This window comes from Acidovorax sp. 69, assembly GCF_002797445.1.
Classification (GTDB): domain Bacteria; phylum Pseudomonadota; class Gammaproteobacteria; order Burkholderiales; family Burkholderiaceae_C; genus Acidovorax.
Genome location: NZ_PGEP01000001.1, coordinates 1,709,021 through 1,729,235, shown reverse-complemented (window position 1 = coordinate 1,729,235; position 20,215 = coordinate 1,709,021). Strand labels below are relative to the sequence as shown.

The 20,215-nt window shown below is 60.1% G+C and carries 19 protein-coding genes; 14 read left to right on the top strand and 5 right to left on the bottom strand.

Features of this window, described 5'->3' with window-relative positions:
• Window positions 1–10: 10 nt before the first annotated feature.
• Genes CLU85_RS07940 through CLU85_RS07925 form a run of 4 tightly spaced genes read right to left on the bottom strand, consistent with a single transcriptional unit; the run spans window position 11 to window position 3,164 of the window.
• The gene (locus CLU85_RS07940) at window positions 11–760 is read right to left on the bottom strand and encodes a PilX N-terminal domain-containing pilus assembly protein (RefSeq protein ID WP_232727766.1); all 750 of its coding nucleotides are present in this window, start codon (window positions 758–760) and stop codon (window positions 11–13) included.
• A gap of 31 nt (window positions 761–791) precedes the next feature.
• Complete coding sequence (locus CLU85_RS07935) at window positions 792–1,907, bottom strand: PilW family protein (protein ID WP_100409791.1); 1,116 nt, start codon at window positions 1,905–1,907, stop codon at window positions 792–794.
• 9 nt (window positions 1,908–1,916) lie between these two features.
• On the bottom strand, window positions 1,917–2,534 hold the full coding sequence (pilV, locus tag CLU85_RS07930) for a type IV pilus modification protein PilV (protein WP_100409790.1): 618 nt from the start codon (window positions 2,532–2,534) through the stop codon (window positions 1,917–1,919).
• 30 nt (window positions 2,535–2,564) lie between these two features.
• Window positions 2,565–3,164, bottom strand: coding sequence for a GspH/FimT family pseudopilin (locus CLU85_RS07925; RefSeq protein WP_100409789.1), 600 nt, complete (start codon window positions 3,162–3,164; stop codon window positions 2,565–2,567).
• Window positions 3,165–3,728: 564 nt separating this feature from the next.
• Between CLU85_RS07925 and CLU85_RS07920 the strand changes: the two genes are divergently transcribed.
• The 13 genes from CLU85_RS07920 (at window position 3,729) to accD (ending at window position 18,806) form a co-directional block, all read left to right on the top strand.
• Complete coding sequence (locus tag CLU85_RS07920) at window positions 3,729–5,093, top strand: MBL fold metallo-hydrolase (protein ID WP_100412429.1); 1,365 nt, start codon at window positions 3,729–3,731, stop codon at window positions 5,091–5,093.
• A gap of 235 nt (window positions 5,094–5,328) precedes the next feature.
• Entirely contained in the window at window positions 5,329–6,273 is a 945-nt protein-coding gene (locus CLU85_RS07915) for a LysR family transcriptional regulator (protein WP_100409788.1), read from the top strand.
• A 53-nt stretch (window positions 6,274–6,326) separates the two neighbouring features.
• On the top strand, window positions 6,327–7,748 hold the full coding sequence (leuC, locus tag CLU85_RS07910) for a 3-isopropylmalate dehydratase large subunit (RefSeq protein ID WP_100409787.1): 1,422 nt from the start codon (window positions 6,327–6,329) through the stop codon (window positions 7,746–7,748).
• Between the two features lie 12 nt (window positions 7,749–7,760).
• The gene (locus CLU85_RS07905) at window positions 7,761–7,886 is read left to right on the top strand and encodes an entericidin A/B family lipoprotein (protein WP_010463809.1); all 126 of its coding nucleotides are present in this window, start codon (window positions 7,761–7,763) and stop codon (window positions 7,884–7,886) included.
• A gap of 10 nt (window positions 7,887–7,896) precedes the next feature.
• Window positions 7,897–8,547, top strand: coding sequence for a 3-isopropylmalate dehydratase small subunit (gene leuD, locus CLU85_RS07900; protein WP_100409786.1), 651 nt, complete (start codon window positions 7,897–7,899; stop codon window positions 8,545–8,547).
• An 89-nt stretch (window positions 8,548–8,636) separates the two neighbouring features.
• Complete coding sequence (gene leuB, locus CLU85_RS07895) at window positions 8,637–9,707, top strand: 3-isopropylmalate dehydrogenase (protein WP_100409785.1); 1,071 nt, start codon at window positions 8,637–8,639, stop codon at window positions 9,705–9,707.
• Between the two features lie 387 nt (window positions 9,708–10,094).
• A complete protein-coding gene (asd, locus tag CLU85_RS07890) occupies window positions 10,095–11,228 on the top strand; it encodes an aspartate-semialdehyde dehydrogenase (RefSeq protein WP_100409784.1) in 1,134 nt (377 codons plus the stop codon).
• Between the two features lie 289 nt (window positions 11,229–11,517).
• A complete protein-coding gene (locus CLU85_RS07885; RefSeq protein ID WP_100409783.1) occupies window positions 11,518–14,127 on the top strand; it encodes a FimV/HubP family polar landmark protein in 2,610 nt (869 codons plus the stop codon).
• Window positions 14,128–14,180: 53 nt separating this feature from the next.
• The gene (gene truA / locus CLU85_RS07880; protein WP_100409782.1) at window positions 14,181–15,002 is read left to right on the top strand and encodes a tRNA pseudouridine(38-40) synthase TruA; all 822 of its coding nucleotides are present in this window, start codon (window positions 14,181–14,183) and stop codon (window positions 15,000–15,002) included.
• On the top strand, window positions 14,999–15,754 hold the full coding sequence (locus CLU85_RS07875) for a phosphoribosylanthranilate isomerase (RefSeq protein ID WP_100409781.1): 756 nt from the start codon (window positions 14,999–15,001) through the stop codon (window positions 15,752–15,754). The genes truA and CLU85_RS07875 overlap by 4 nt, the downstream gene beginning before the upstream one ends.
• Window positions 15,732–17,018: a tryptophan synthase subunit beta gene (trpB, locus tag CLU85_RS07870; RefSeq protein ID WP_100409780.1), complete on the top strand. Its 1,287-nt coding sequence runs from the start codon at window positions 15,732–15,734 to the stop codon at window positions 17,016–17,018. Before CLU85_RS07875 ends, trpB begins: the two co-directional genes overlap by 23 nt.
• Window positions 17,015–17,824: a tryptophan synthase subunit alpha gene (trpA, locus tag CLU85_RS07865; protein ID WP_100409779.1), complete on the top strand. Its 810-nt coding sequence runs from the start codon at window positions 17,015–17,017 to the stop codon at window positions 17,822–17,824. The genes trpB and trpA overlap by 4 nt, the downstream gene beginning before the upstream one ends.
• A gap of 109 nt (window positions 17,825–17,933) precedes the next feature.
• Window positions 17,934–18,806 carry an acetyl-CoA carboxylase, carboxyltransferase subunit beta gene (gene accD, locus CLU85_RS07860; protein WP_100409778.1) on the top strand — a complete coding sequence of 291 codons (873 nt, stop codon included), beginning with the start codon at window positions 17,934–17,936 and terminating at the stop codon, window positions 18,804–18,806.
• Window positions 18,807–18,945: 139 nt separating this feature from the next.
• Here accD and CLU85_RS07855 read toward each other — a convergent pair whose 3' ends face one another.
• A complete protein-coding gene (locus CLU85_RS07855; RefSeq protein WP_100409777.1) occupies window positions 18,946–19,494 on the bottom strand; it encodes a YggT family protein in 549 nt (182 codons plus the stop codon).
• Between the two features lie 79 nt (window positions 19,495–19,573).
• On the opposite strand from CLU85_RS07855, the gene CLU85_RS07850 reads away from it, so the two are divergent.
• Window positions 19,574–20,209: an LON peptidase substrate-binding domain-containing protein gene (locus CLU85_RS07850; protein WP_100409776.1), complete on the top strand. Its 636-nt coding sequence runs from the start codon at window positions 19,574–19,576 to the stop codon at window positions 20,207–20,209.
• Window positions 20,210–20,215: the final 6 nt, after the last annotated feature.

Below are 20,215 nucleotides of genomic sequence, written 5' to 3'. Positions count from 1 at the left end.
AGAATCAAAATTATGGGAAAAACACCGACTGCAAAACTACCTGCGTTCGCTGTGAATAACCGAAGCCACGGGCGGTAATTCGATACATTGTCGACCACTGATTGGCTTTCTCGCCTGTAGATGTCACTTGCGTCTCATCAAGATTGATTCGGACATGCTTACGTTGAAATACTTCGATCAAGTACTCAGGTTGCTTAGCAACACCCCGCATGGCAGGAACGCCACTGTAAGTTCCCAAGGGAACACCACCAGTGAACGAGTCGCAATTGCTCGAACTGACAGGATCGCGACCTGGCTTAGTGGTTTCATCATCATTCCACAATCCGCCTTTGCTTGCGGGCCACCACGGTTCTGCCACGGTAGTGTTTGACGTCGTTGCCGCTGACCAGTCACTCGACGCATAACTCGCGTCATCTTTCAAACATAGCCCCCCCGTGCAGCCAATAGTAAAACTACTGGGGCTGAGGCCATCGGTGTCAGTTGTTGCACCATTTCGCTGACAAGATGCTCCCGCCATGAGAACGCCCAATGGTGCGTTATCAATATCTCGCTCAGCATCACGGAGCGCCGACTCAGCGGCTTGCCGAGCGGCCTCCTGGTCCATTTGATTACGGGCCATGCCTTCTGCCAACATGGATTGACGGGCCGTCCAGACGCTGATCCCCGTAATAGCAACGAGAAAAAGCAGTACAACCACCAACGCAACCCCCCGCTCGCGTGTTAACGAGGCAGCGCCCTGCTGCTGCTTGGCGCCTGACACAGATTCGCACCTGCCTTGCATTATCTATATCCTAATAATATTGTTTAAGATTGTTGCGCAAACCAAAAACCTCAACAGAGCGGGTAATTGTGTCCCCTGTCGGCTGATTCTTGGCGGTATCGCTGCAATCAAGATAGGTACGCGGCGCACTTGTTTTATCTGCAATGCGTGTATTCCCACCTGCAGTACGTGAAAGAACACAAACACGCACGGCTGTAACCCGCTGCCATGCTGATAGCGTCAAGCCATTGATAACTACACTGGGCAACGCACCAACCTCGGAAGCCGTGTAATACCGTCCAGGCACCAACGTAGCGTCGGTGCTGTAAACTCCATAAGAAAACTGTAAATCTTCAAGACCTGAAATTATTGGTTGATAAGCCGTAGCGTCTGCTACTCCATGTGGACTTTGTCCATTTCCACTGCAAACCAAACTCTTTGAATTGACATCCTGCTGATCCACAGACATTTTTATGGAACTCAACGAAAACCGATTCGAGACAAAAATTGGCAATTGCGGTGGAATATTATTAGCGGTAGCAGTATGAGGTGTTCCAGGAGGCGCTCCACCAGAGTTCTTTTTCCGCTCTGCATTACTAGGATCTCCGCCTGCATCAGAACCGGTGCAGTCAAACCGCCTGCCTGTCGTTCTCTCCATTGCCGGAGTGTCTGAGGTAAAATAATTAATAACGATAGTATCTGCTAACGTATTGTCCACAGCGGGACAGGTGCTGGATTGAACATCTAACTTCCCCCCATCACACCCAAAAATTCCTGTTTGAAAAGCAGTCGGCGGCCATCCAGTCAAAGGGTTTTGCCAATCTGTAACTACCCGTGGCTCAGCAGGTAATGGAGGGTATGTGTCATACATACCTCGCTGTGTGGCGTCGGGCGGAATCGGTAGGGCTATAGCAGGGTAAAAACCTGCATTCATGATTTCGCGGCCGAGCATCTGCATCACATAGGCGCTCGTTTCTCGACTGCTACTACTCCGATCAATGGCGCGCTGGGATTCGCGCGATGCCAAATACATGTAGGCAGCAGCAATGACAATCACCAAGCTAATGGTCATGGCCACCAGCAATTCAATAATAGTCAGGCCACGCTGAGATTGATACAGGAGAGAAGATTGACTGGATTTATTCATAACCATCCATCAAGGCACAAAAGAGAAACGTGCACAGCGGACACCAACAGGTGCAGCTGCTTCAGTAGGGCAACAAGTCTGTTGCGCCATGCCAGCCTCTGTTCCATTACAAACAGGGGCCTTCACAAGCGTCGCGCTTGCACTACTGGGATCATCCACCAGCTCTTTATCAAACCACATCATCGCGATGTTCAAACCGTTTCTTCGATCACCAGAAACCAAAGCTGCCCCTTGCGGCATGCTTTCGCGTAAGCGCTGCCGCCAAATCAAGAGATCATAGGTAGCACGCTCCGATGATGTGCAAGCAGCAGTTTCGCAATTTTTAGTGATCGTCAACGCATCAGACTGTTGCGCAGCCCAGTTGGCTGCCACCACATATCCCGACGTTGTGGTCACCCCCTCACCTGCAAAACTTGTACCCGCAGCATCCGGATTGATGCGGACCCGTTCAGACAAATCCGACAACAACGTGGATGCTGATGATCGAGCCCAAGTATTAATTTTGTATTTGGAAGTCGCCGCCTGAAGCCCCGCAATGCCCAACATTCCAATGGACAACACAAGGATGGCTACCATCATTTCAATTAATGTCACACCCCTCGATCGCACACGAGCGCTTTTGAGCATATTATTACATTGACATTTCATAATGCAATCTCATTTATACGCCGAGCAAATTTTATCACCAGGAATAGTTCGCGTCCGCCCCAGTCCATCCAGGCAAATATTAAAGGCATATTTATTCAATGGATTATTCACCTCTTGATAAACAATATTAAATTGACCCGCAGCTCCTAAACTTGGTGAACCTCGTGCAGAAAAGGTCATTTTTTTTGTTGGAGAGCTCCCTTGAGCTTGGATTAGGTAGTCACTACCCACGTTTGGGCGGGCAAGCAGCATGTTGATGGAATCTGTCGGCGAGTTGGCACCACTGTCGCAGCTTGGATTGAGGAAGGCAATCCAACCAACTTGCCAGTCATCGCCCGTAGTGGTGCACGCCGGGGACGCATTACCTGCACTACTGCTCATGCACATGGTCACACACGTGTTGCGATTGACAGCTTCATTGCGTGCTTTGAGCACACTGCCGGTGAACTCATTGCCAAGGTTTGTCAACTTGCTACGAATGATGAAATCTCGCACGGAGGGCGCAGCCAAACTACCCAAAATGGCAGCCAAAGCGAGAGTCACCAACAACTCGATCAACGTGAACCCACGTTGTGCCACGCGCGGACAGTGGTAAGCGAACTTTTTCATGCGTGAATTATGGTGACAACTCGTGTCCGGTTGCATCCACTCGATCACTCAACCAAGCCGCTGGTCCCTTTCTATCGTTTGTCATCACCCATTGCAGACGCACACAGGAGCTAGGTGTCTATTGAACCGGGTGAAGATCAATACCGTGCTGCGGCACTGTGCGGCTGGTGCCGCACTTCAGGGTCATAGCCCTCATCAAGCCAGAGCGACAACACACAAGAGGCTCGTCACCCCAATCAGGCGGATCGCCCGACAACTGCGCATACACACGCCCCCACTGCCAGCAAAACAACAACAAGCAAGGCAATGCGAGCAGGAGATGAAAACCAGGGTGCATGCCAGAACTTGTCTGCGAAAAGACCCGCCGAAAACCGCCCGCCGGAATGGAGCGACCTCAATGCAAACCTGCATTCGAAATAGCAACAGAAAAACATAGCCAGAGGAAGTTTCTTGATCTGAAGCAAGAACCCAACAGCAAGCACCCACCCCTACGCCTGGCGCAGTAGCATGAACATTCAGTCAGCCGCCAAGAGCACCACAGTTCAGCAATGGGGAGCATCCGACATGAGCGTCAACATTACCTTCCTGGGCGGCTCAGGCACCGTCACCGGCTCCAAATACCTGGTGCGCTACAACGGCAAAAGTCTGCTGCTGGATTGCGGACTTTTCCAGGGTTACAAGCAGCTGCGGCTGCGCAATTGGCAGCCCTTGCCATTGGCTCCAGGGCAGGTCGATGCAGTGGTGCTGACCCATGCCCACCTGGACCACAGCGGGTATCTGCCCCTGCTGGCACGCGACGGCTACAAACATGCCATACATTGCACGCCGGGAACGCGCGACCTGTGCACCATCCTGTTGCCAGACAGCGGGCATCTGCAGGAGGAAGACGCGGCCTTTCTCAATAGGCACCAGCTCAGCAGCCACAGCCCCGCCCTGCCCCTGTACACCCGGCTTGACGCGATGCACTGTCTCAAGCAGTTCCAGATCCATGCGTTGCACAAAGCCTTCGAGCCGCTGCCCGGCTGGCGCGTGACTTTTTCACCCGCAGGCCACATCCTGGGTGCCGCCAGCGTTTTGCTGGAAGTGGGGGGGCGGCGCATTCTGTTCTCAGGCGACTTGGGGCGGCCCGATGACCTGCTCATGAACCCGCCGGACGCACCACCCCCTGCAGACACGGTTCTCATCGAATCCACCTACGGCGATCGCGAGCACCCCCACGAGGGCCTGCTGGATGAGCTGGGCCCTGCCCTGCAGCGCTTGGCTGCACGCGGCGGCATTGCGGTCGTGCCGGTGTTTGCAGTGGGTCGTGCGCAGGTGGTCCTGCATGCCATTGGCCTGCTCAAGGCGCAGGGGGTCGTGCCGCCCTCCCTCAAAGTGTTTCTGGATAGCCCCATGGCCGTCAGCACCACCGGCTTGTTCCAGCACCACATGCAGGAGCACCGCCTCAGCGGCCGTGAGGTTCAGGCGCTGGAACACGGCGCCACCATGGTCCAGACACCGGAACAATCCAAGGGGCTGGCAAAACTGCATGGCCCCATGGTCATCTTGTCGGCCAGCGGCATGGCCACCGGGGGCCGTGTGCTGCATCACCTGGCGCTGCACGCGGGGGACCATCGCAACATGATCATCTTGACGGGCCATCAGGCGCCTGGCACGCGGGGTGCGCGCCTGGCAGACGGTGAAAAAAACATCCGCATCCACGGCCAGGACGTTGCCGTGCGTGCAGAGGTGGTGCGGCTATCGTCGGCCTCGGCCCACGCCGATGGCAACCAGCTGATCGCTTGGCTGCGCAGCATGGGCCACGCGCCGGACCAGGTGTACGTGGTGCACGGAGAAATGGGCGCTGCCGATCAGCTGCGCCAGCGCATTGAGCACGAATTGCGGTGGCGGGCCTCGGTGCCTGAGCACGGCAGTACGCTCAATGCCTGACAAAGTACCAAGTACCGCAAGTTTCTTGTCAAAAAAATGAGCTGCTAGCGCTTGTTCTCATTGGGCTTCAGATAGAAAACTACCTAAACCTTTTTGGCATCAAGCGCGGGTAGCTCACTTTTTCATAATTTGTCCACTTGCACGATGAAGGCCATCGCATTCAACGATGGCAAAGCTTGAAAAATGGGTTGAAAATACACAGCCTTCTCGAAACAAGAAGACTAAGCCCCACCCCATGAAAAGCTCCGAGCGCAGTTTTGCGCGCCGTATCGACCTGACCTCGCTGCAATTGTTTGTGGCGGTGTGTGAGCTTGGCAGCATCGGCCGCGCGGCAGAGCGCGAGTTCATTGCGGCGTCGGCAGTGAGCAAGCGGCTGTCAGACCTGGAAACCGCCGTAGATACCGCCCTGCTCTACCGCCACAGCCGGGGCGTCACGCTCACCCCCGCCGGAGAAAGCCTCCTGCACCACGCACGCACGGTGCTGTTCGGGCTGGAGCGCATGCAGGGCGAGCTCAGCGAATACGCCGACGGCGTGCGCGGCCATGTGCGCATGCACGCCAACATCTCGGCGATCTTCCAGTTTCTGCCCGAAGACCTGGGCGCGTTTGCGCGCGAACACAGCCAGATCAAGATCGACCTGCAAGAGCACCTCTCCAGCGACGTGCTGCACGCCGTGCAGGAAGGCGCTGCCGACCTGGGCATCTGCAACATCGGCATGGTCAATGCCAACGGTGCCCTGGAACTGCAAAGCCGCCCCTACCGTGCAGACAATTTAGTGCTGGTCGTGCCGCAGGCGCACGATTTATCTGCGCTATCTGCTATTAATTTTGAAGAAGTCCTGGACTGGGACATTGTGGGTCTGCACGCCAACAGCAGCATCAGCCTGGCCATGCGCTCGGCCGCCGCCACCGCCGGGCGCCCGCTGCGCCAGCGCATCCAGGTCACGGGGCTCGATGCCATGTGCCGCATGATTGACAACGGACTGGGTGTGGGCCTGCTGCCCGACCGCGCCTTCGCCCTCATGCGCGGCGTGGGCAATCTGCAGGCCATTCCATTGACCGACGCCTGGGCACACCGCGAGCTGCGGGTGGTGGCCCGCGACTTTGACGCCCTGCCCGTCACCGCCCGATTGCTCGTTGAGCACCTCGTGCCCCGCTCAGACACGGTACCGGCGCCCTGAGCCCCCGACACTAAAATCCAATTCCCCACCTGAAAGCAGAAAGAAGCCACGCCATGGGACGCACCCTGTACGACAAGATCTGGGACGAGCATGTCGTCCACACCGAAGAAGATGGCACGTCCATCCTCTACATCGATCGCCATCTGGTGCACGAGGTCACCAGCCCCCAGGCGTTTGAAGGCCTGCGCGAAGCAGGCCGCAAGGTCTGGCGCATGAGTTCCATCGTGGCCACTGCCGACCACAACACACCCACCACGGGCTGGGAAAACGGCTACGACGGCATCACCGACCCGATCAGCAAAGAACAGATCACCACGCTGAACGACAACATGGCGCAGATCTCGCCCGCCGCGTTCTTCCCGTTCATGCACAAGCGCCAAGGCATCGTGCACGTGATCGGCCCCGAAAACGGCGCCACCCTGCCCGGCATGACAGTGGTGTGCGGCGACAGCCACACCAGCACCCACGGCGCGTTCGGCGCGCTGGCCCACGGCATCGGCACCTCGGAAGTCGAGCACGTGATGGCCACGCAGACCCTGCTGGCCAAGAAGGCCAAGAACATGCTGGTGCAGGTGGATGGCACGCTGGCCAAAGGCGTGACGCCCAAGGACGTGGTGCTGGCCATCATCGGCAAGATCGGCACCGCAGGCGGCACCGGCTACACCATCGAATTTGCAGGCTCCGTCTTTCGCGCCATGAGCATGGAAGGCCGCATGACCGTGTGCAACATGGCCATCGAAGGCGGCGCGCGCGCGGGCCTGGTGGCTGTGGATGACAAGACCATTGAATACGTCAAGGGCCGCCCCCTGTCGCCCACGGGCGTGGAATGGGACCACGCGGTGGCGTACTGGAAAACGCTGCACTCCGACGCAGACGCAGTGTTCGACACCGTGGTCAAGCTCGACGCGGCCGACATCGTGCCGCAAGTCACCTGGGGGACTAGCCCCGAGATGGTGCTGGGCGTGGACGCCCGCGTGCCTGACCCGGACAAGGAAAAAGACGCCAACAAGCGCGGCGCCATCGAACGCGCCTTGACCTACATGGGCCTGCAGCCCGGCAAGCCCATCAACGACATCACCATCGACAAGGTGTTCATCGGCAGCTGCACCAATAGCCGCATCGAAGACATGCGCGAAGCCGCCGCCGTGGTGAAGAGCCTGGGCCGCAAGGTGGCCAGCAATGTGAAGCTGGCCATGGTGGTGCCCGGCTCAGGCCTCGTCAAAGAGCAGGCCGAGCGTGAAGGGCTGGACAAGATTTTTGTGGCCGCAGGTTTTGAATGGCGCGAACCCGGCTGCAGCATGTGCCTGGCCATGAACGCCGACCGCCTGGAGCCCGGCGAGCGTTGCGCCAGCACCAGCAACCGCAACTTTGAAGGCCGCCAGGGCGCTGGTGGCCGCACACACCTGGTGAGCCCCGCCATGGCCGCAGCGGCCGCTGTGCACGGCCACTTTGTGGACATTCGTCAATTTGCCTGAAGGAGTTTTGCCATGAAAAAGACCGCAACCCTCATCGTGCTCGCCATCACCTTCGTGCTGGCCGGATGCAACACCGTCAAGGGCGTGGGCCAGGACGTACAGCGTGCCGGTGGCGCCCTCGAACGCGCCGCCAAATAAAAAGAACGCCATGCAGAAATTCACTTTACTCAAGGGCCTTGCGGCCCCGATGGACCGCGAGAACGTTGACACCGACGCCATCATCCCCAAGCAGTTTTTGAAGTCGATCAAGAAGACCGGCTTTGGCGTGAACCTGTTTGACGAATGGCGCTACCTGGACCACGGCGAGCCAGGGCAAGACCCTGCCAGCCGCCAACCCAACCCCGACTTCGTGCTGAACCAGCCGCGCTACCAAGGCGCCTCGGTGCTGCTGGCGCGCAAGAACTTTGGCTGCGGCTCCAGCCGTGAGCACGCGCCGTGGGCGCTGGACCAATTCGGCTTTCGCGCCGTGATCGCGCCCAGCTTTGCCGACATCTTCTTCAACAACTGCTTCAAGAATGGCCTGCTGCCCATCGTGCTGCCCGAGGCCACCGTGGCCCAGTTGTTTGACGAAGTGCTGGCATTCCCGGGCTACCAGCTCACCATCGACTTGGAGCGCCAGGTCGTTGTGCGCCCCCAAGGAGAAGAAATTCCGTTTGAGGTGCAGGCATTTCGCAAATACTGCCTGCTCAACGGCTTTGACGACATCGGCCTGACTCTGCTCCAGTCCGACAAGATCAAGGCGTTTGAGGCACAGCGCCTGGCGACCAAGCCCTGGCTGGCGCACACCATGGTGTCGTGAGACGGCTTCGGCATCCAAAATATCAGTCAAATTGGCCTCCAGCGCTTTATCCATAAGCGCTAGCAGCTATCAAATTCGAAGAAAATCCAATGAAAATCGCAGTTCTACCGGGTGACGGCATTGGCCCTGAAATTGTCTCGGAGGCCGTCAAGGTGCTGGACGCCCTTGAGCTCCCGTTCGAGATGGAAACCGCCCTGGTCGGCGGCGTGGCGTATGACGCCCATGGCCACCCGCTGCCTGAATCGACACTCAAGCTCGCCAAAGAATCCGACGCCATCCTCTTCGGCGCCGTGGGCGACTGGAAGTACGACACACTCGACCGGCCTCTGCGCCCCGAACAAGCCATCCTGGGCCTGCGCAAGAACCTGGGCCTGTTCGCCAACTTCCGCCCCGCCATTTGCTACGAGCAGCTGGTCAGCGCCTCCAGCCTGAAGCCCGAGCTGATCGCAGGCCTCGACATCCTGATCATCCGCGAGCTGACCGGCGACATCTATTTTGGCCAGCCGCGCGGCCGCCGCGTGGCCACCGATGGCCACTTCCCCGGTGCCGAAGAAGCGTTTGACACCATGCGCTACAGCCGCCCCGAGATCGAGCGCATTGCCCACGTCGCCTTCCAGGCCGCCCGCAAGCGCAACAACAAGGTCACCAGCGTGGACAAAGCCAACGTGCTGGAAACCTTCCAGTTCTGGAAGGACGTGGTCACCGACGTGCACAAGGAATACCCCGACGTCGAGCTGCAGCACATGTACGTGGACAACGCGGCCATGCAACTCGTGAAGGCCCCCAAGGCGTTTGACGTGGTGGTCACCGGCAACATGTTTGGCGACATCCTCTCGGATGAAGCCTCCATGCTGACGGGCTCCATCGGCATGCTGCCCTCGGCCAGCCTGAACAGCAGCAACCAAGGCCTGTACGAACCCAGCCACGGCAGCGCGCCCGACATCGCAGGCAAAGGCGTGGCCAACCCGCTGGCCACCATCCTCTCCGCCGCGATGATGCTGCGCTTCAGCCTGAACCAGGAAGCCGCAGCCCAGCGCATTGAAGCCGCCGTGCAAAAGGTGCTGGCCCAGGGCCTGCGCACCCCCGACATCTACAGCGAAGGCACCACCAAGGTGGGCACGGTGCAGATGGGGGATGCGGTGGTGGCGGCCTTGAAATAAGGCAAATCGATGGGCGCCGCGCCCGTTACCTCCAATGGAGATGAAGGCGCAGTGCACTGAATATTTGCCTCCCGCCCGCTGCGGTGGAACCAACAACAAAGGCGGCCTTCGGGCCGCCTTTGTTGTTTCGGCGCCTGTGAAGCGCTGCCATCACACGGCCACGACGGGGCTGTCGGTATAATCCCACCCCAATGTTTGCCGCCCACACGTTCACCCTGAGCCTTGCACCCGCCGCCACGGCCGGTGTTGCTGCGCGCGCAACCATCACCAAAACCACGACCATTAAGGGCTGACTCAGCCTGGTTCGTCGTGCGCCCCTCCTGGCCTCTGACGAGCCAGGCGAGCAGTCCGGTCTGGCACTGTTTCTTAATCTGAAAGGGCGTTGAAATGAGCAACAAGTTGGTAGGTTTGGTCGGCTGGCGCGGCATGGTCGGCTCGGTGTTGATGGACCGCATGATTGAAGAAAAAGACTTCGATCTGATTGAGCCATTGTTCTTCTCCACGTCCAACGCAGGCGGCAAGGCCCCTGCGCAGGCCAAGAACGAAACGACCCTGCAAGACGCCTTCAACATCGACGCACTGAAGCGCTGCGACATCATCATCACCGCCCAGGGCGGCGAGTACACCTCCGATGTTTTCCCCAAGCTGCGCGCTGCCGGCTGGAACGGCCACTGGATTGACGCGGCCTCCACGCTGCGCATGGAAAAGGACGCCGTCATCATCCTGGACCCCGTGAACATGCCCGTCATCAAGGACGCGCTGGCCCACGGCGGCAAGAACTGGGTGGGCGGCAACTGCACCGTGAGCTGCATGCTGATGGGTGTGGGCGCGCTGTACAAGGCCGGCCTGGTGGAGTGGATGAGCACCCAGACCTACCAGGCGGCATCGGGCGGCGGGGCGCAGCACATGCGCGAATTGCTCACGCAATACGGCACGCTGAACGCCGAAGTGAAGTCGCTGCTGGACGACCCCAAGAGCGCCATCCTGGAAATCGACCGCAAGGTCATCGCCAAGCAGCGCGCCCTGACCGGCGCTGAAACTGCCAACTTTGGTGTGCCCCTGGGCGGCTCATTGATCCCCTGGATCGATAAGGATCTGGGCAATGGCATGTCCAAGGAAGAATGGAAGGGCATGGCCGAGACCAACAAGATCCTCGGCATGGGTGAAGGCTTTGACACGGCTGCCATCCCAGTCGATGGTTTCTGCGTGCGCGTCGGCGCCATGCGCTGCCACAGCCAGGCACTGACCTTCAAGCTCAAGAAGGACGTGCCCGTGGCCGACCTGGAAGCCATGATCGCCGCCGACAACCAGTGGGTGAAAGTGGTGCCCAACACCCGCGAAGCCACCATCAAGGACCTGACCCCCGTGGCCGTGACCGGCACCATGACCATCCCTGTGGGCCGCATCCGCAAGCTGGCCATGGGACCTGAATATGTGGGTGCATTCACGATTGGCGACCAACTGCTGTGGGGCGCGGCCGAACCACTGCGCCGCATGCTGCGCATCTTGCTGGGCGCTTGATAAGCCGCCCCCAGCCAAGCGCGCGCAACTCCATTGCGCGCGCTTTTTTACGCCCAGCACCAGGACACACTCAGTTACGCTACGTTGGCAATTGGCAACATCTGTATGCCCCAAGGTGGGGCACTGACACCCCACTCAAAGCTTCAGAGCCACCTCAGCTTGTCAGTGCAAAACATTGATGCTATGGTGCTTTTTACATATTTTCACGCGCCGGGGCGGGGATCAGACCATGAGAAAAAAAGCATCGCTCGTCCGAGCCGCAAAAAATCCTAATCAGTTGTTCGCAAACATGCATCGTTGGAAATTTTCTGTCTTGGCGGCTGCGGCCGTCGCTTCTGCTGGTTTCTATGCCAGCGATGCATCCGCTCTGGCATTGGGCCGTATTACCGTGCAGTCGGCTTTGGGCGAGCCCCTGCGCGCTGAAATTGACCTGCCCCAGATCACACCGGCAGAAGCCGACACTTTGCGCGCCACCACGGCAGCCCCAGAGGTCTTCCGCTCGCAGGGCATGGAATACACGCAAACGATGAACAACCTGCAGATTCAACTGCAGCGCCGGCCGGATGGTACGGCGGTCCTTCGCTTATCAAGTGATCGCCCAGTCAACGAACCCTTCCTGGATCTGGTCCTGGACGCCAATTGGGGATCTGGCCGCATCGTGCGCAGCTACACCATGCTGTTCGACCCGCCAACGCTGCGCCGCGCAGCCCCTGCGGTGACTGCATCGCCACAGATTTCAGCGCCATCGGCGACACAAGCGCCCGCAGTACGAGCGCCCGCAGCAGCCCCTCGGGCCACAGAGCCTGCGGCCTCTCGGCCAGCGGCTGCGACTGCTGCGCCACGCGCAACCCCTACCGACGGCGTGGCAGTGCAAGCGGGCGACACGGCCGGCCGCATTGCCAGCACTTACAAACCTGCAGGCGTCTCGCTCGACCAAATGCTGGTCGCCATGATGCGATCCAACCCTGACGCCTTCATCCAGGGCAACGTCAACCGCCTCAAGGCCGGTGCGGTTCTGCAAATGCCAGATCAGGCTGCAGCCCAGTCCACCACGGCCCCCGAGGCACGGCAGATTCTCGCGGCGCAAGCGCGCGATTTCAATGATTTCCGCCGCAAACTTGCGGGCGCAGCCCCCACGACAGAAGTCGCTGCGGCGCAACGCTCTGCTTCCGGAGCCGTTCAGACCAAGGTGGAGGACAAGAAACCCGCCACCGCTGCGCCGGACAAGCTCACGCTGTCCAAAGGTTCTGTCAAGGGCCAAAAGGCGGCCGAAGAGCAGGTCGCCAAAGACAAACAGGCAGGAGAAGCAGCCACCCGGATGGCGGAGTTGTCCAAGAACATCACCGACCTGAACAAACTGAGCGCAGCCAGCGCTGCTGCAGGTGGTGCAGCCGCTGCTGCTGCAGGCACGGCCAGCGCCCCGGCAGGGGTCGCTGTACAAACGCCGGCGGTGCCCGCCACACCCACCGCTCCACCTGCGCCTGAAACTCCAGCATCTACCCCCGTCCCCGCCAACAGTGCTGCGTCTGAGGTCACTGTTCCTGCGGAAGCCGCCTCGGCGCCTGCAGCAGAAGCACCAGCTGTCCCTGCGCCGCCTGCCCCGAAACCAAAACCCGTACCGGCCCCAGCCCCAGCCGAAGAGCCTGGCTTCCTGGCAGGTCTCATGGACGACCCACTCCTGCCCATCGGCGGCGGTATTCTGGTGGCCGCTCTGTTGGGATTTGGTGCATACCGCGTCGTGCAACGGCGCCGTCAAAACGGTGGCGTGGACAGCTCTTTCCTTGAAAGCCGCATCCAGCCTGACTCGTTCTTCGGCGCCAGTGGCGGTCAGCGTGTGGACACGGCCAACAGCGAGATGACCACGGGTTCTTCCATGGCTTACTCGCCCAGCCAACTGGATGCCGGTGGCGACGTGGACCCTGTGGCGGAAGCCGACGTGTACCTCGCCTACGGCCGAGACCTGCAGGCAGAAGAAATCCTGAAAGAGGCTGTGCGCCACAACCCCGGCCGCGTCTCCGTACACGTCAAACTCGGCGAGATCTATGCCAAACGCCAGGACCGCAAGGCCCTGGAAGCTGTCGCTGGCGAGGTCTTCAAGCTGACACAAGGTGAAGGCCCCGATTGGGCGCGCATTGCCGAGTTAGGCCGCGACCTGGAGCCCGAGAACCGCATCTACCAACCTGGCGGTCGTCCAGGCATGGGCGAAGACGAGTCTCCATCGCTGCCGCCCGGCGGTTTTGCCAGCACCTTCACGGGTGCGGGCAACCCAGGTGCCGCATTGCCTCCAGACCTCGATCTCGACCTGGACCTGGACTTGCCCGACGATGCATTGACCGACGCACCACCCGCAGCGGCGGGCGGATTTGCAGCAGCGGCCGCTGCCGCTGCCAACCGCAGTACCACCCCAGAGGCAGACGAACCCCAAACGCTGCGTCCGGAACTGGACCTGCCGGATATCACCTCCGCGACTGCCCCCGCATGGAGTGGCCAAGACACGACTTCCAGCCCCATGATGGCGGCCCCTCCTGTCGCCGACCTGGACTTCCCGAGCGCAGATGATCTGAGCATGGCCCCGTCAGGCCCAATGCCACTGACGGGTGACGCCAAGGACTCCGGCCCCATGGAGTTTGATCTCGGAGAGCTGTCGCTGGACTTGAATGCACCATCCAAACCCATGGCAGCCCCTGCGGCCAAGATGACCGCGCCAGCGCCTGAGTTCACAGATGATGGTTCAGCCGCTGCCCAAGATGACCCGCTGGCCACCAAACTGGCCCTGGCCGAAGAGTTCAATGCCATTGGCGACACCGACGGCGCCCGTACGCTGATTGAAGAAGTTGTGGCAGAGTCCAGCGGGGCGCTCAAAACCCGGGCGCAGCGCATGCTGGCCGAATTGGGCTGATGCAGCCCCTGCGGCAAGCAAGCCTTTCAACCGCTCCGACCCCGGGCCACGCCATGACAAGGGTGGCGCTGGGTGTCAGTTACAACGGTCAGACCTATAGTGGCTGGCAAAGCCAGTTGTCTCGAAACACGGTTCAAGACAAACTCGAAGCGGCCTTGGGCCGCTTTGCCACGCACCCTGTGAGCACCCTGTGTGCTGGCCGCACAGACGCCGGCGTGCATGGCCTGATGCAGGTCGTGCACTTCGACACACCGCTGCAGCGACCTTCATCGTCCTGGGTGCGCGGCACCAACACCTTCCTGCCCGCTGACATCGCTGTGCAGTGGGCCCAGTCCGTGCCCCACCATTTTCACGCCCGCGCCAGTGCTGTGGCGCGGCGCTACGCTTACGTGCTGCTGCAATCGCCCGTGCGGCCCAGCGTGGATGCCGGGCGGGTGGGCTGGGTTTACCACCCGCTGGATCATGATGCAATGCGGCAAGCCGCAGATCAGTTGCTGGGTGAACATGACTTCACTTCATTCCGGGCCTCGGCATGCCAGGCCAAGTCGCCCATCAAAACGCTACGACGCATCGACATTGCCCGCCGCGGCCTGAGCGAGCCCCACCCAGAACTGGGCTGGAGCCCCTGCTATTGGCGTTTTGAATTCGAAGCCAACGCCTTTTTGCACCACATGATCCGCAACATCATGGGCTGCCTCATTGCGATAGGTCAGGGCAACCAGCCCCCCGGATGGATCGCACAAGTGCTCGCGGCCAAATCACGCGATGCGGCGGCGCCGACGTTCTCCCCGGATGGGCTGTATTTTCAAGGGCCAATCTATGACGCCACCTGGGGACTGCCCCAGCGCACGGCTGCGTATGATTGGCTGCCATGAATGCTGAAAAGATTGCCCCCACGCTCTCCGCTTCGCGCACCCGCATCAAAATCTGCGGACTGACCCGCGAGCAAGACGTCGATGCCGCCGTGGCGGCCGGTGCTGACGCCGTGGGGTTCGTGCTGTACGCCCCCAGCCCACGCGCTGTGACCCCTGAGCGTGCTGCCGAACTGGCCCGCCGCCTGCCTCCTTTTGTGACGCCAGTTTTGCTGTTCGTGAACGAGGCTACTACTAATGTGATAGCTGCCAGCGCTTTGATAGCGGGCGCAACAGTCCAATTTCATGGTGATGAATCTCCACAGGACTGCCTGACCGCCACCCACCAAGGCGCGCGGCCCTACCTGCGCGCGGCACGAATTCCCCTGGGCGACGGTGCGGCCGGGTTTGACCTCGTAAAATACGCCCACGATTACTCTCACGCCCAAGCCATCCTGCTCGACGCCCATGTCGACGGTTATGGCGGAAGTGGCAAGGCATTCAATTGGTCACTCCTTCCACCAAGCGTCAACTCTCACCTCGTTTTGTCTGGTGGACTCACGCCTGCAAACGTGACCGATGGCATTTTGCAAGTCCGCCCGCGTTGCAAGACGCTGGCGGTTGATGTCAGTTCAGGCGTCGAAGCCAGCGGCCCCGATGGCAAACCCATCAGGGGCATCAAGGACGCCGAAAAAATTCAACGTTTCGTAGCCGCCGTGCGTGCGGCCGATGCACAACTTGCGAAGAACCCCCATGAATTCCTATCAGCAACCTGATCCCTCGGGCCACTTTGGGCCCTACGGCGGCAGTTTTGTCAGCGAAACCCTGACCCACGCGATCCAGGAACTGCGCGAAACTTACGCGCGCTACCGGAACGACCCTGAGTTCCTGGCCGAGTTCCACTACGAACTCAAGCATTTCGTGGGCCGCCCCTCCCCCGTGTACCACGCGGCCCGCACCAGCCGCGAAATGGGTGGCGCGCAGATTTACCTCAAACGTGAGGACCTGAACCACACCGGCGCCCACAAGATCAACAACGTGATCGGCCAGGCCATGCTCGCCAAACGCATGGGCAAGCCCCGCGTGATTGCCGAAACCGGCGCGGGCCAGCACGGTGTGGCCACAGCCACGATTTGCGCCCGATACGGACTGGAATGTGTGGTGTACATGGGTGCTGAGGACGTCAAACGTCAAAGCCCCAACGTCTACCGCATGAAGCTCTTGGGTGCCACCGTGGTTCCCGTGGAGTCGGGCAGCAAGACCCTGAAGGACGCGCTCAACGAAGCCATGCGTGACTGGGTGGCCAATGTGGACAACACCTTCTACATCATCGGCACGGTGGCGGGCCCCCACCCCTACCCCATGATAGTGCGCGATTTCCAAAGCATCATCGGCAAGGAATGCATCGAGCAAATGCCCGCCATGCTGACCGAACAGAAGGTGCTGGGCGAGCAGCCCGATGTAGTGATCGCCTGCGTGGGCGGTGGCAGCAACGCGATGGGGATTTTTCACCCCTACATCCCTTTCGAAAAAACCCGCCTGATCGGTGTAGAAGCGGCTGGTGAGGGACTGGACTCAGGCAAACACTCGGCATCGCTGCAAAAAGGCAGCGCGGGCGTGCTGCATGGCAACCGCACCTTCATCTTGCAGGACGACAACGGTCAGATCACAGAAACCCACAGCATCAGCGCCGGGCTGGACTACCCTGGCGTGGGGCCAGAACACGCGTGGCTGCAGGAAATCGGGCGTGCCGAATATGTGGGCATCACCGACCAGGAAGCGCTGGACGCCTTTCATTACCTGTGCCGCACCGAGGGCATCATCCCCGCGCTCGAATCCAGCCATGCCGTGGCCTACGCCATGAAGCTGGCCAAAACCATGCGCGCCGACCAGTCCATTCTCGTCAACCTCTCGGGCCGGGGCGACAAGGATATCGGTACTGTGGCTGACCTCAGCGGCGCAGATTTTTACTGTCGCCCCAGTTGCCAAGGCCAGTCCGTCAAGGGCGGCGAGCAAGCTATCAAGGTGGTCAAACAATGAGCCGTATCGATTCGACCTTCTCTGCGCTCCAGGCCCAGGGCCGCAAAGCGCTGATTCCCTATGTGACTGCAGGCTACCCGTTTGCCGACATCACACCCGCCCTCATGCACGGCATGGTCGAGGCCGGAGCTGATGTCATTGAGTTGGGCGTGCCCTTCTCTGACCCCATGGCCGACGGCCCCGTCATCCAGAAGGCGGGCGAGAAAGCCCTCAGCCTGGGCATCGGCATGGTGCAGGTGCTGGACCATGTGCGCGAATTCCGCAAGCGCAACAGCACCACGCCGGTGGTACTCATGGGCTACGCCAATCCCGTGGAACGCTACGACCAGAAGCACGGCATCGGCGCATTTGTGCGTGACTCTGCCGCCGCCGGTGTGGACGGCGTTCTCATCGTGGACTATCCACCGGAGGAATGCGAAGCCTTCGCCGCCAGTCTGCGCGCTCACGGCATGGACCTGATCTTCCTGCTGGCCCCCACCAGCACGGACGAACGCATGGCCCAAGTGGCCCGCGTCGCCAGTGGCTATGTGTACTACGTGTCGCTCAAGGGTGTCACGGGCTCCGGTGCGCTCGACACTGCGGCTGTGGAGCAAATGTTGCCGCGCATCCGCCAGCATGTGCACATCCCGGTGGGTGTGGGCTTCGGCATCCGGGATGCCGCCACAGCCCAGGCCATTGGCAAGGTGGCGGACGCCGTGGTGATCGGCAGCCGCATCATCCAGCTGATTGAAGACCAGGAACATGCCAAAGTGGTCCCGCTCACCATTGACTTTCTGCGCGGTATACGAAAAGCGCTGGACGCATAATGCAGCCCGGCGCACCTTGCGGAGCGCGCCCACAGATTCACACTCGGCCTGCCCCCAGTGAACACCCACCAGTTTCACTGCAGGCCGTGCCAATGAAGAGGAAAACACCATGTCCTGGCTCGAAAAACTTCTGCCCTCCAAAATCCAGCAAACAGACCCCACTGAACGCCGCCAGGTGCCGGAAGGCCTGTGGATCAAGTGTCCGAGTTGCGAAACGGTGCTCTACAAAGCCGACCTGGAGCACAACCAGAACGTTTGCCCCCACTGCAGCCACCACCACCGCATCGGCGCCCGTGCGCGCCTGGACTCGTTCCTGGATGCCGAAGGCCGCTACGAGATCGGCCAGGAAGTTCTGCCGGTGGACGCCCTCAAATTCAAGGACAGCCGCAAGTACCCCGAACGCCTGAAAGAAGCGCTGGAAAACACCGGTGAAACTGATGCCCTCATCGTGATGGGTGGCGCGGTCAAGAGCATCAACGTGGTGGCAGCCTGCTTCGAGTTCGACTTCATGGGCGGATCCATGGGCTCCGTCGTGGGCGAGCGCTTTGTGCGCGGTGTGGAAACCGCCATTGAGCAAAAGGTACCCTTCATCTGCTTTACCGCCACCGGCGGCGCACGCATGCAAGAAGGCCTGCTGTCACTGATGCAGATGGCCAAGACCAATGCATCCCTGACGCGCCTCGCCAAGAAGGGCCTGCCCTACGTCAGCGTGTTGACCGACCCCACTATGGGCGGCGTGAGCGCTGGCTTTGCCTTCGTGGGCGACATCGTGATTGCCGAGCCCAAGGCCTTGATCGGCTTTGCAGGCCCGCGCGTGATCGAATCCACCGTGCGCGTGACCTTGCCTGAGGGCTTTCAGCGTGCAGAGTTTCTGCAGACCAAGGGTGCTGTGGACTTCATCTGTGACCGCCGTGAGTTGCGCAACACCGTGGCCAGCAGCCTTGCCATGCTGCAGCGCCTGCCGGCCGATGCGGTGATGTAACCAAGCGGCCGTGTGACTGATTGATGCCCCATATCAACGGGGCATGGTGTCGTACAGGCACCATCAAATACTATTCTTTTGATAGCTTTCAGCGCTTTAAAGATAAGCGCTAGAGGTCTTTTTGACCAATATTTCCAGGTCAGCGCATTACGCTGGCCTGCAAATGGCCCAACACGATCATCGCGACCTGGAGCAACACCAGCGCCACCAGCGGCGATAGGTCGATACCACCCACCAGCGGAACGATGCGGCGAAATGGACGCAGGATTGGCTCACACAGCCGGGCAATCACATCCGAAAGCGGTGACCTCGCCTGCACCCACGACATGACGGCGTAGACGATCAGCAAACCAATCAGCCCGGACACCGCCACACGAGCGAGGCCAAACAATGCCAGCCATGGCAACCAAGCCCAGGCCGAGGCCGCGCCCAACAACAGTGTCAACACAAGGTACTGCGCCAGCTGCAGCAACACAGCAGCCACCAAACTCGATACGTCCCAGCGCCCCACAGGAGGGATTACGCGTCGCAGGGGCATGATGAGCCAGTCTGTCAGCGCAAAAACCAACCCACCGACAGGATTGGAAAAAGAGACGCGCTGCAGCTGCATATACAGACGCAACAGGCATGCCCCCGTGAGCAGGCCACCAACGACGTCGAGCAGGAATGAGGCGATCTGGTAGAGCATGGATAAGACAAAAGCGAAGGGACACAACGAAAGCCAATGGTGTCGTGGGATGATAGCGGGCCAAGGCATCACCTTACCCATGACACAACCCCTGACTCTGTCATCCCTGCCTCTTTTCCCGCTGGGCTCCGTGCTGTTCCCCGGAGGTACTCTGGCTCTGCGCGTGTTTGAGGTGCGTTATCTCGATATGGTGCGCAAATGCCACCAGGCAGGTGCGCCGTTCGGTGTGGTATCTCTCACCCAAGGACAAGAAGTACGCCAAGCTGGGGCACCTGATGAGCGATTTAATGACGTCGGCACGCTGGCAGTCATTGAGAAGCTCGACAACCCCCAACCCGGGTTGATTACCCTGCTATGCCGGGGCAGCCAGCGTTTTGGCATCACCCAGCGCCACCATCTCCTTCACGGCCTGTGGACCGCCGATGTCCAACACATAGAACAAGACCTGGTGGTGCCCATTCCCGAAGATCTCCAAAAGACGGCTACAGCGCTTGCGCAGGTGATGCACACACTTCAGCAACGTGATCCAGGCGCTCCCAACGCTTTCACGCCGACGGCGGCACAGCTCGACGACTGTGGCTGGGTAGCCAACCGCTGGTGTGAATTGCTGCCCGTGCCGCTGGAGCTCAAACAACGGCTGATGGAGCTGGACAACCCGCTGGTGAGGCTTGAACTGGTGGGGGATGTGCTGGAGCGGACAGGGATTGCACAATAAGAACGG

Bases quoted from the DNA above. Each gene is read 5' to 3' on its own strand.
- CLU85_RS07935 (WP_100409791.1), bottom strand. From the start codon at position 1,907: ATGAATAAATCCAGTCAATCTTCTCTCCTGTATCAATCTCAGCGTGGC.
- pilV (WP_100409790.1), bottom strand. From the start codon at position 2,534: ATGCTCAAAAGCGCTCGTGTGCGATCGAGGGGTGTGACATTAATTGAA.
- CLU85_RS07925 (WP_100409789.1), bottom strand. From the start codon at position 3,164: ATGAAAAAGTTCGCTTACCACTGTCCGCGCGTGGCACAACGTGGGTTC.
- CLU85_RS07920 (WP_100412429.1), top strand. From the start codon at position 3,729: ATGAGCGTCAACATTACCTTCCTGGGCGGCTCAGGCACCGTCACCGGC.
- CLU85_RS07915 (WP_100409788.1), top strand. From the start codon at position 5,329: ATGAAAAGCTCCGAGCGCAGTTTTGCGCGCCGTATCGACCTGACCTCG.
- leuC (WP_100409787.1), top strand. From the start codon at position 6,327: ATGGGACGCACCCTGTACGACAAGATCTGGGACGAGCATGTCGTCCAC.
- CLU85_RS07905 (WP_010463809.1), top strand. From the start codon at position 7,761: ATGAAAAAGACCGCAACCCTCATCGTGCTCGCCATCACCTTCGTGCTG.
- leuD (WP_100409786.1), top strand. From the start codon at position 7,897: ATGCAGAAATTCACTTTACTCAAGGGCCTTGCGGCCCCGATGGACCGC.
- leuB (WP_100409785.1), top strand. From the start codon at position 8,637: ATGAAAATCGCAGTTCTACCGGGTGACGGCATTGGCCCTGAAATTGTC.
- asd (WP_100409784.1), top strand. From the start codon at position 10,095: ATGAGCAACAAGTTGGTAGGTTTGGTCGGCTGGCGCGGCATGGTCGGC.
- CLU85_RS07885 (WP_100409783.1), top strand. From the start codon at position 11,518: ATGCATCGTTGGAAATTTTCTGTCTTGGCGGCTGCGGCCGTCGCTTCT.
- truA (WP_100409782.1), top strand. From the start codon at position 14,181: ATGACAAGGGTGGCGCTGGGTGTCAGTTACAACGGTCAGACCTATAGT.
- CLU85_RS07875 (WP_100409781.1), top strand. From the start codon at position 14,999: ATGAATGCTGAAAAGATTGCCCCCACGCTCTCCGCTTCGCGCACCCGC.
- trpB (WP_100409780.1), top strand. From the start codon at position 15,732: ATGAATTCCTATCAGCAACCTGATCCCTCGGGCCACTTTGGGCCCTAC.
- trpA (WP_100409779.1), top strand. From the start codon at position 17,015: ATGAGCCGTATCGATTCGACCTTCTCTGCGCTCCAGGCCCAGGGCCGC.
- accD (WP_100409778.1), top strand. From the start codon at position 17,934: ATGTCCTGGCTCGAAAAACTTCTGCCCTCCAAAATCCAGCAAACAGAC.
- CLU85_RS07855 (WP_100409777.1), bottom strand. From the start codon at position 19,494: ATGCTCTACCAGATCGCCTCATTCCTGCTCGACGTCGTTGGTGGCCTG.
- CLU85_RS07850 (WP_100409776.1), top strand. From the start codon at position 19,574: ATGACACAACCCCTGACTCTGTCATCCCTGCCTCTTTTCCCGCTGGGC.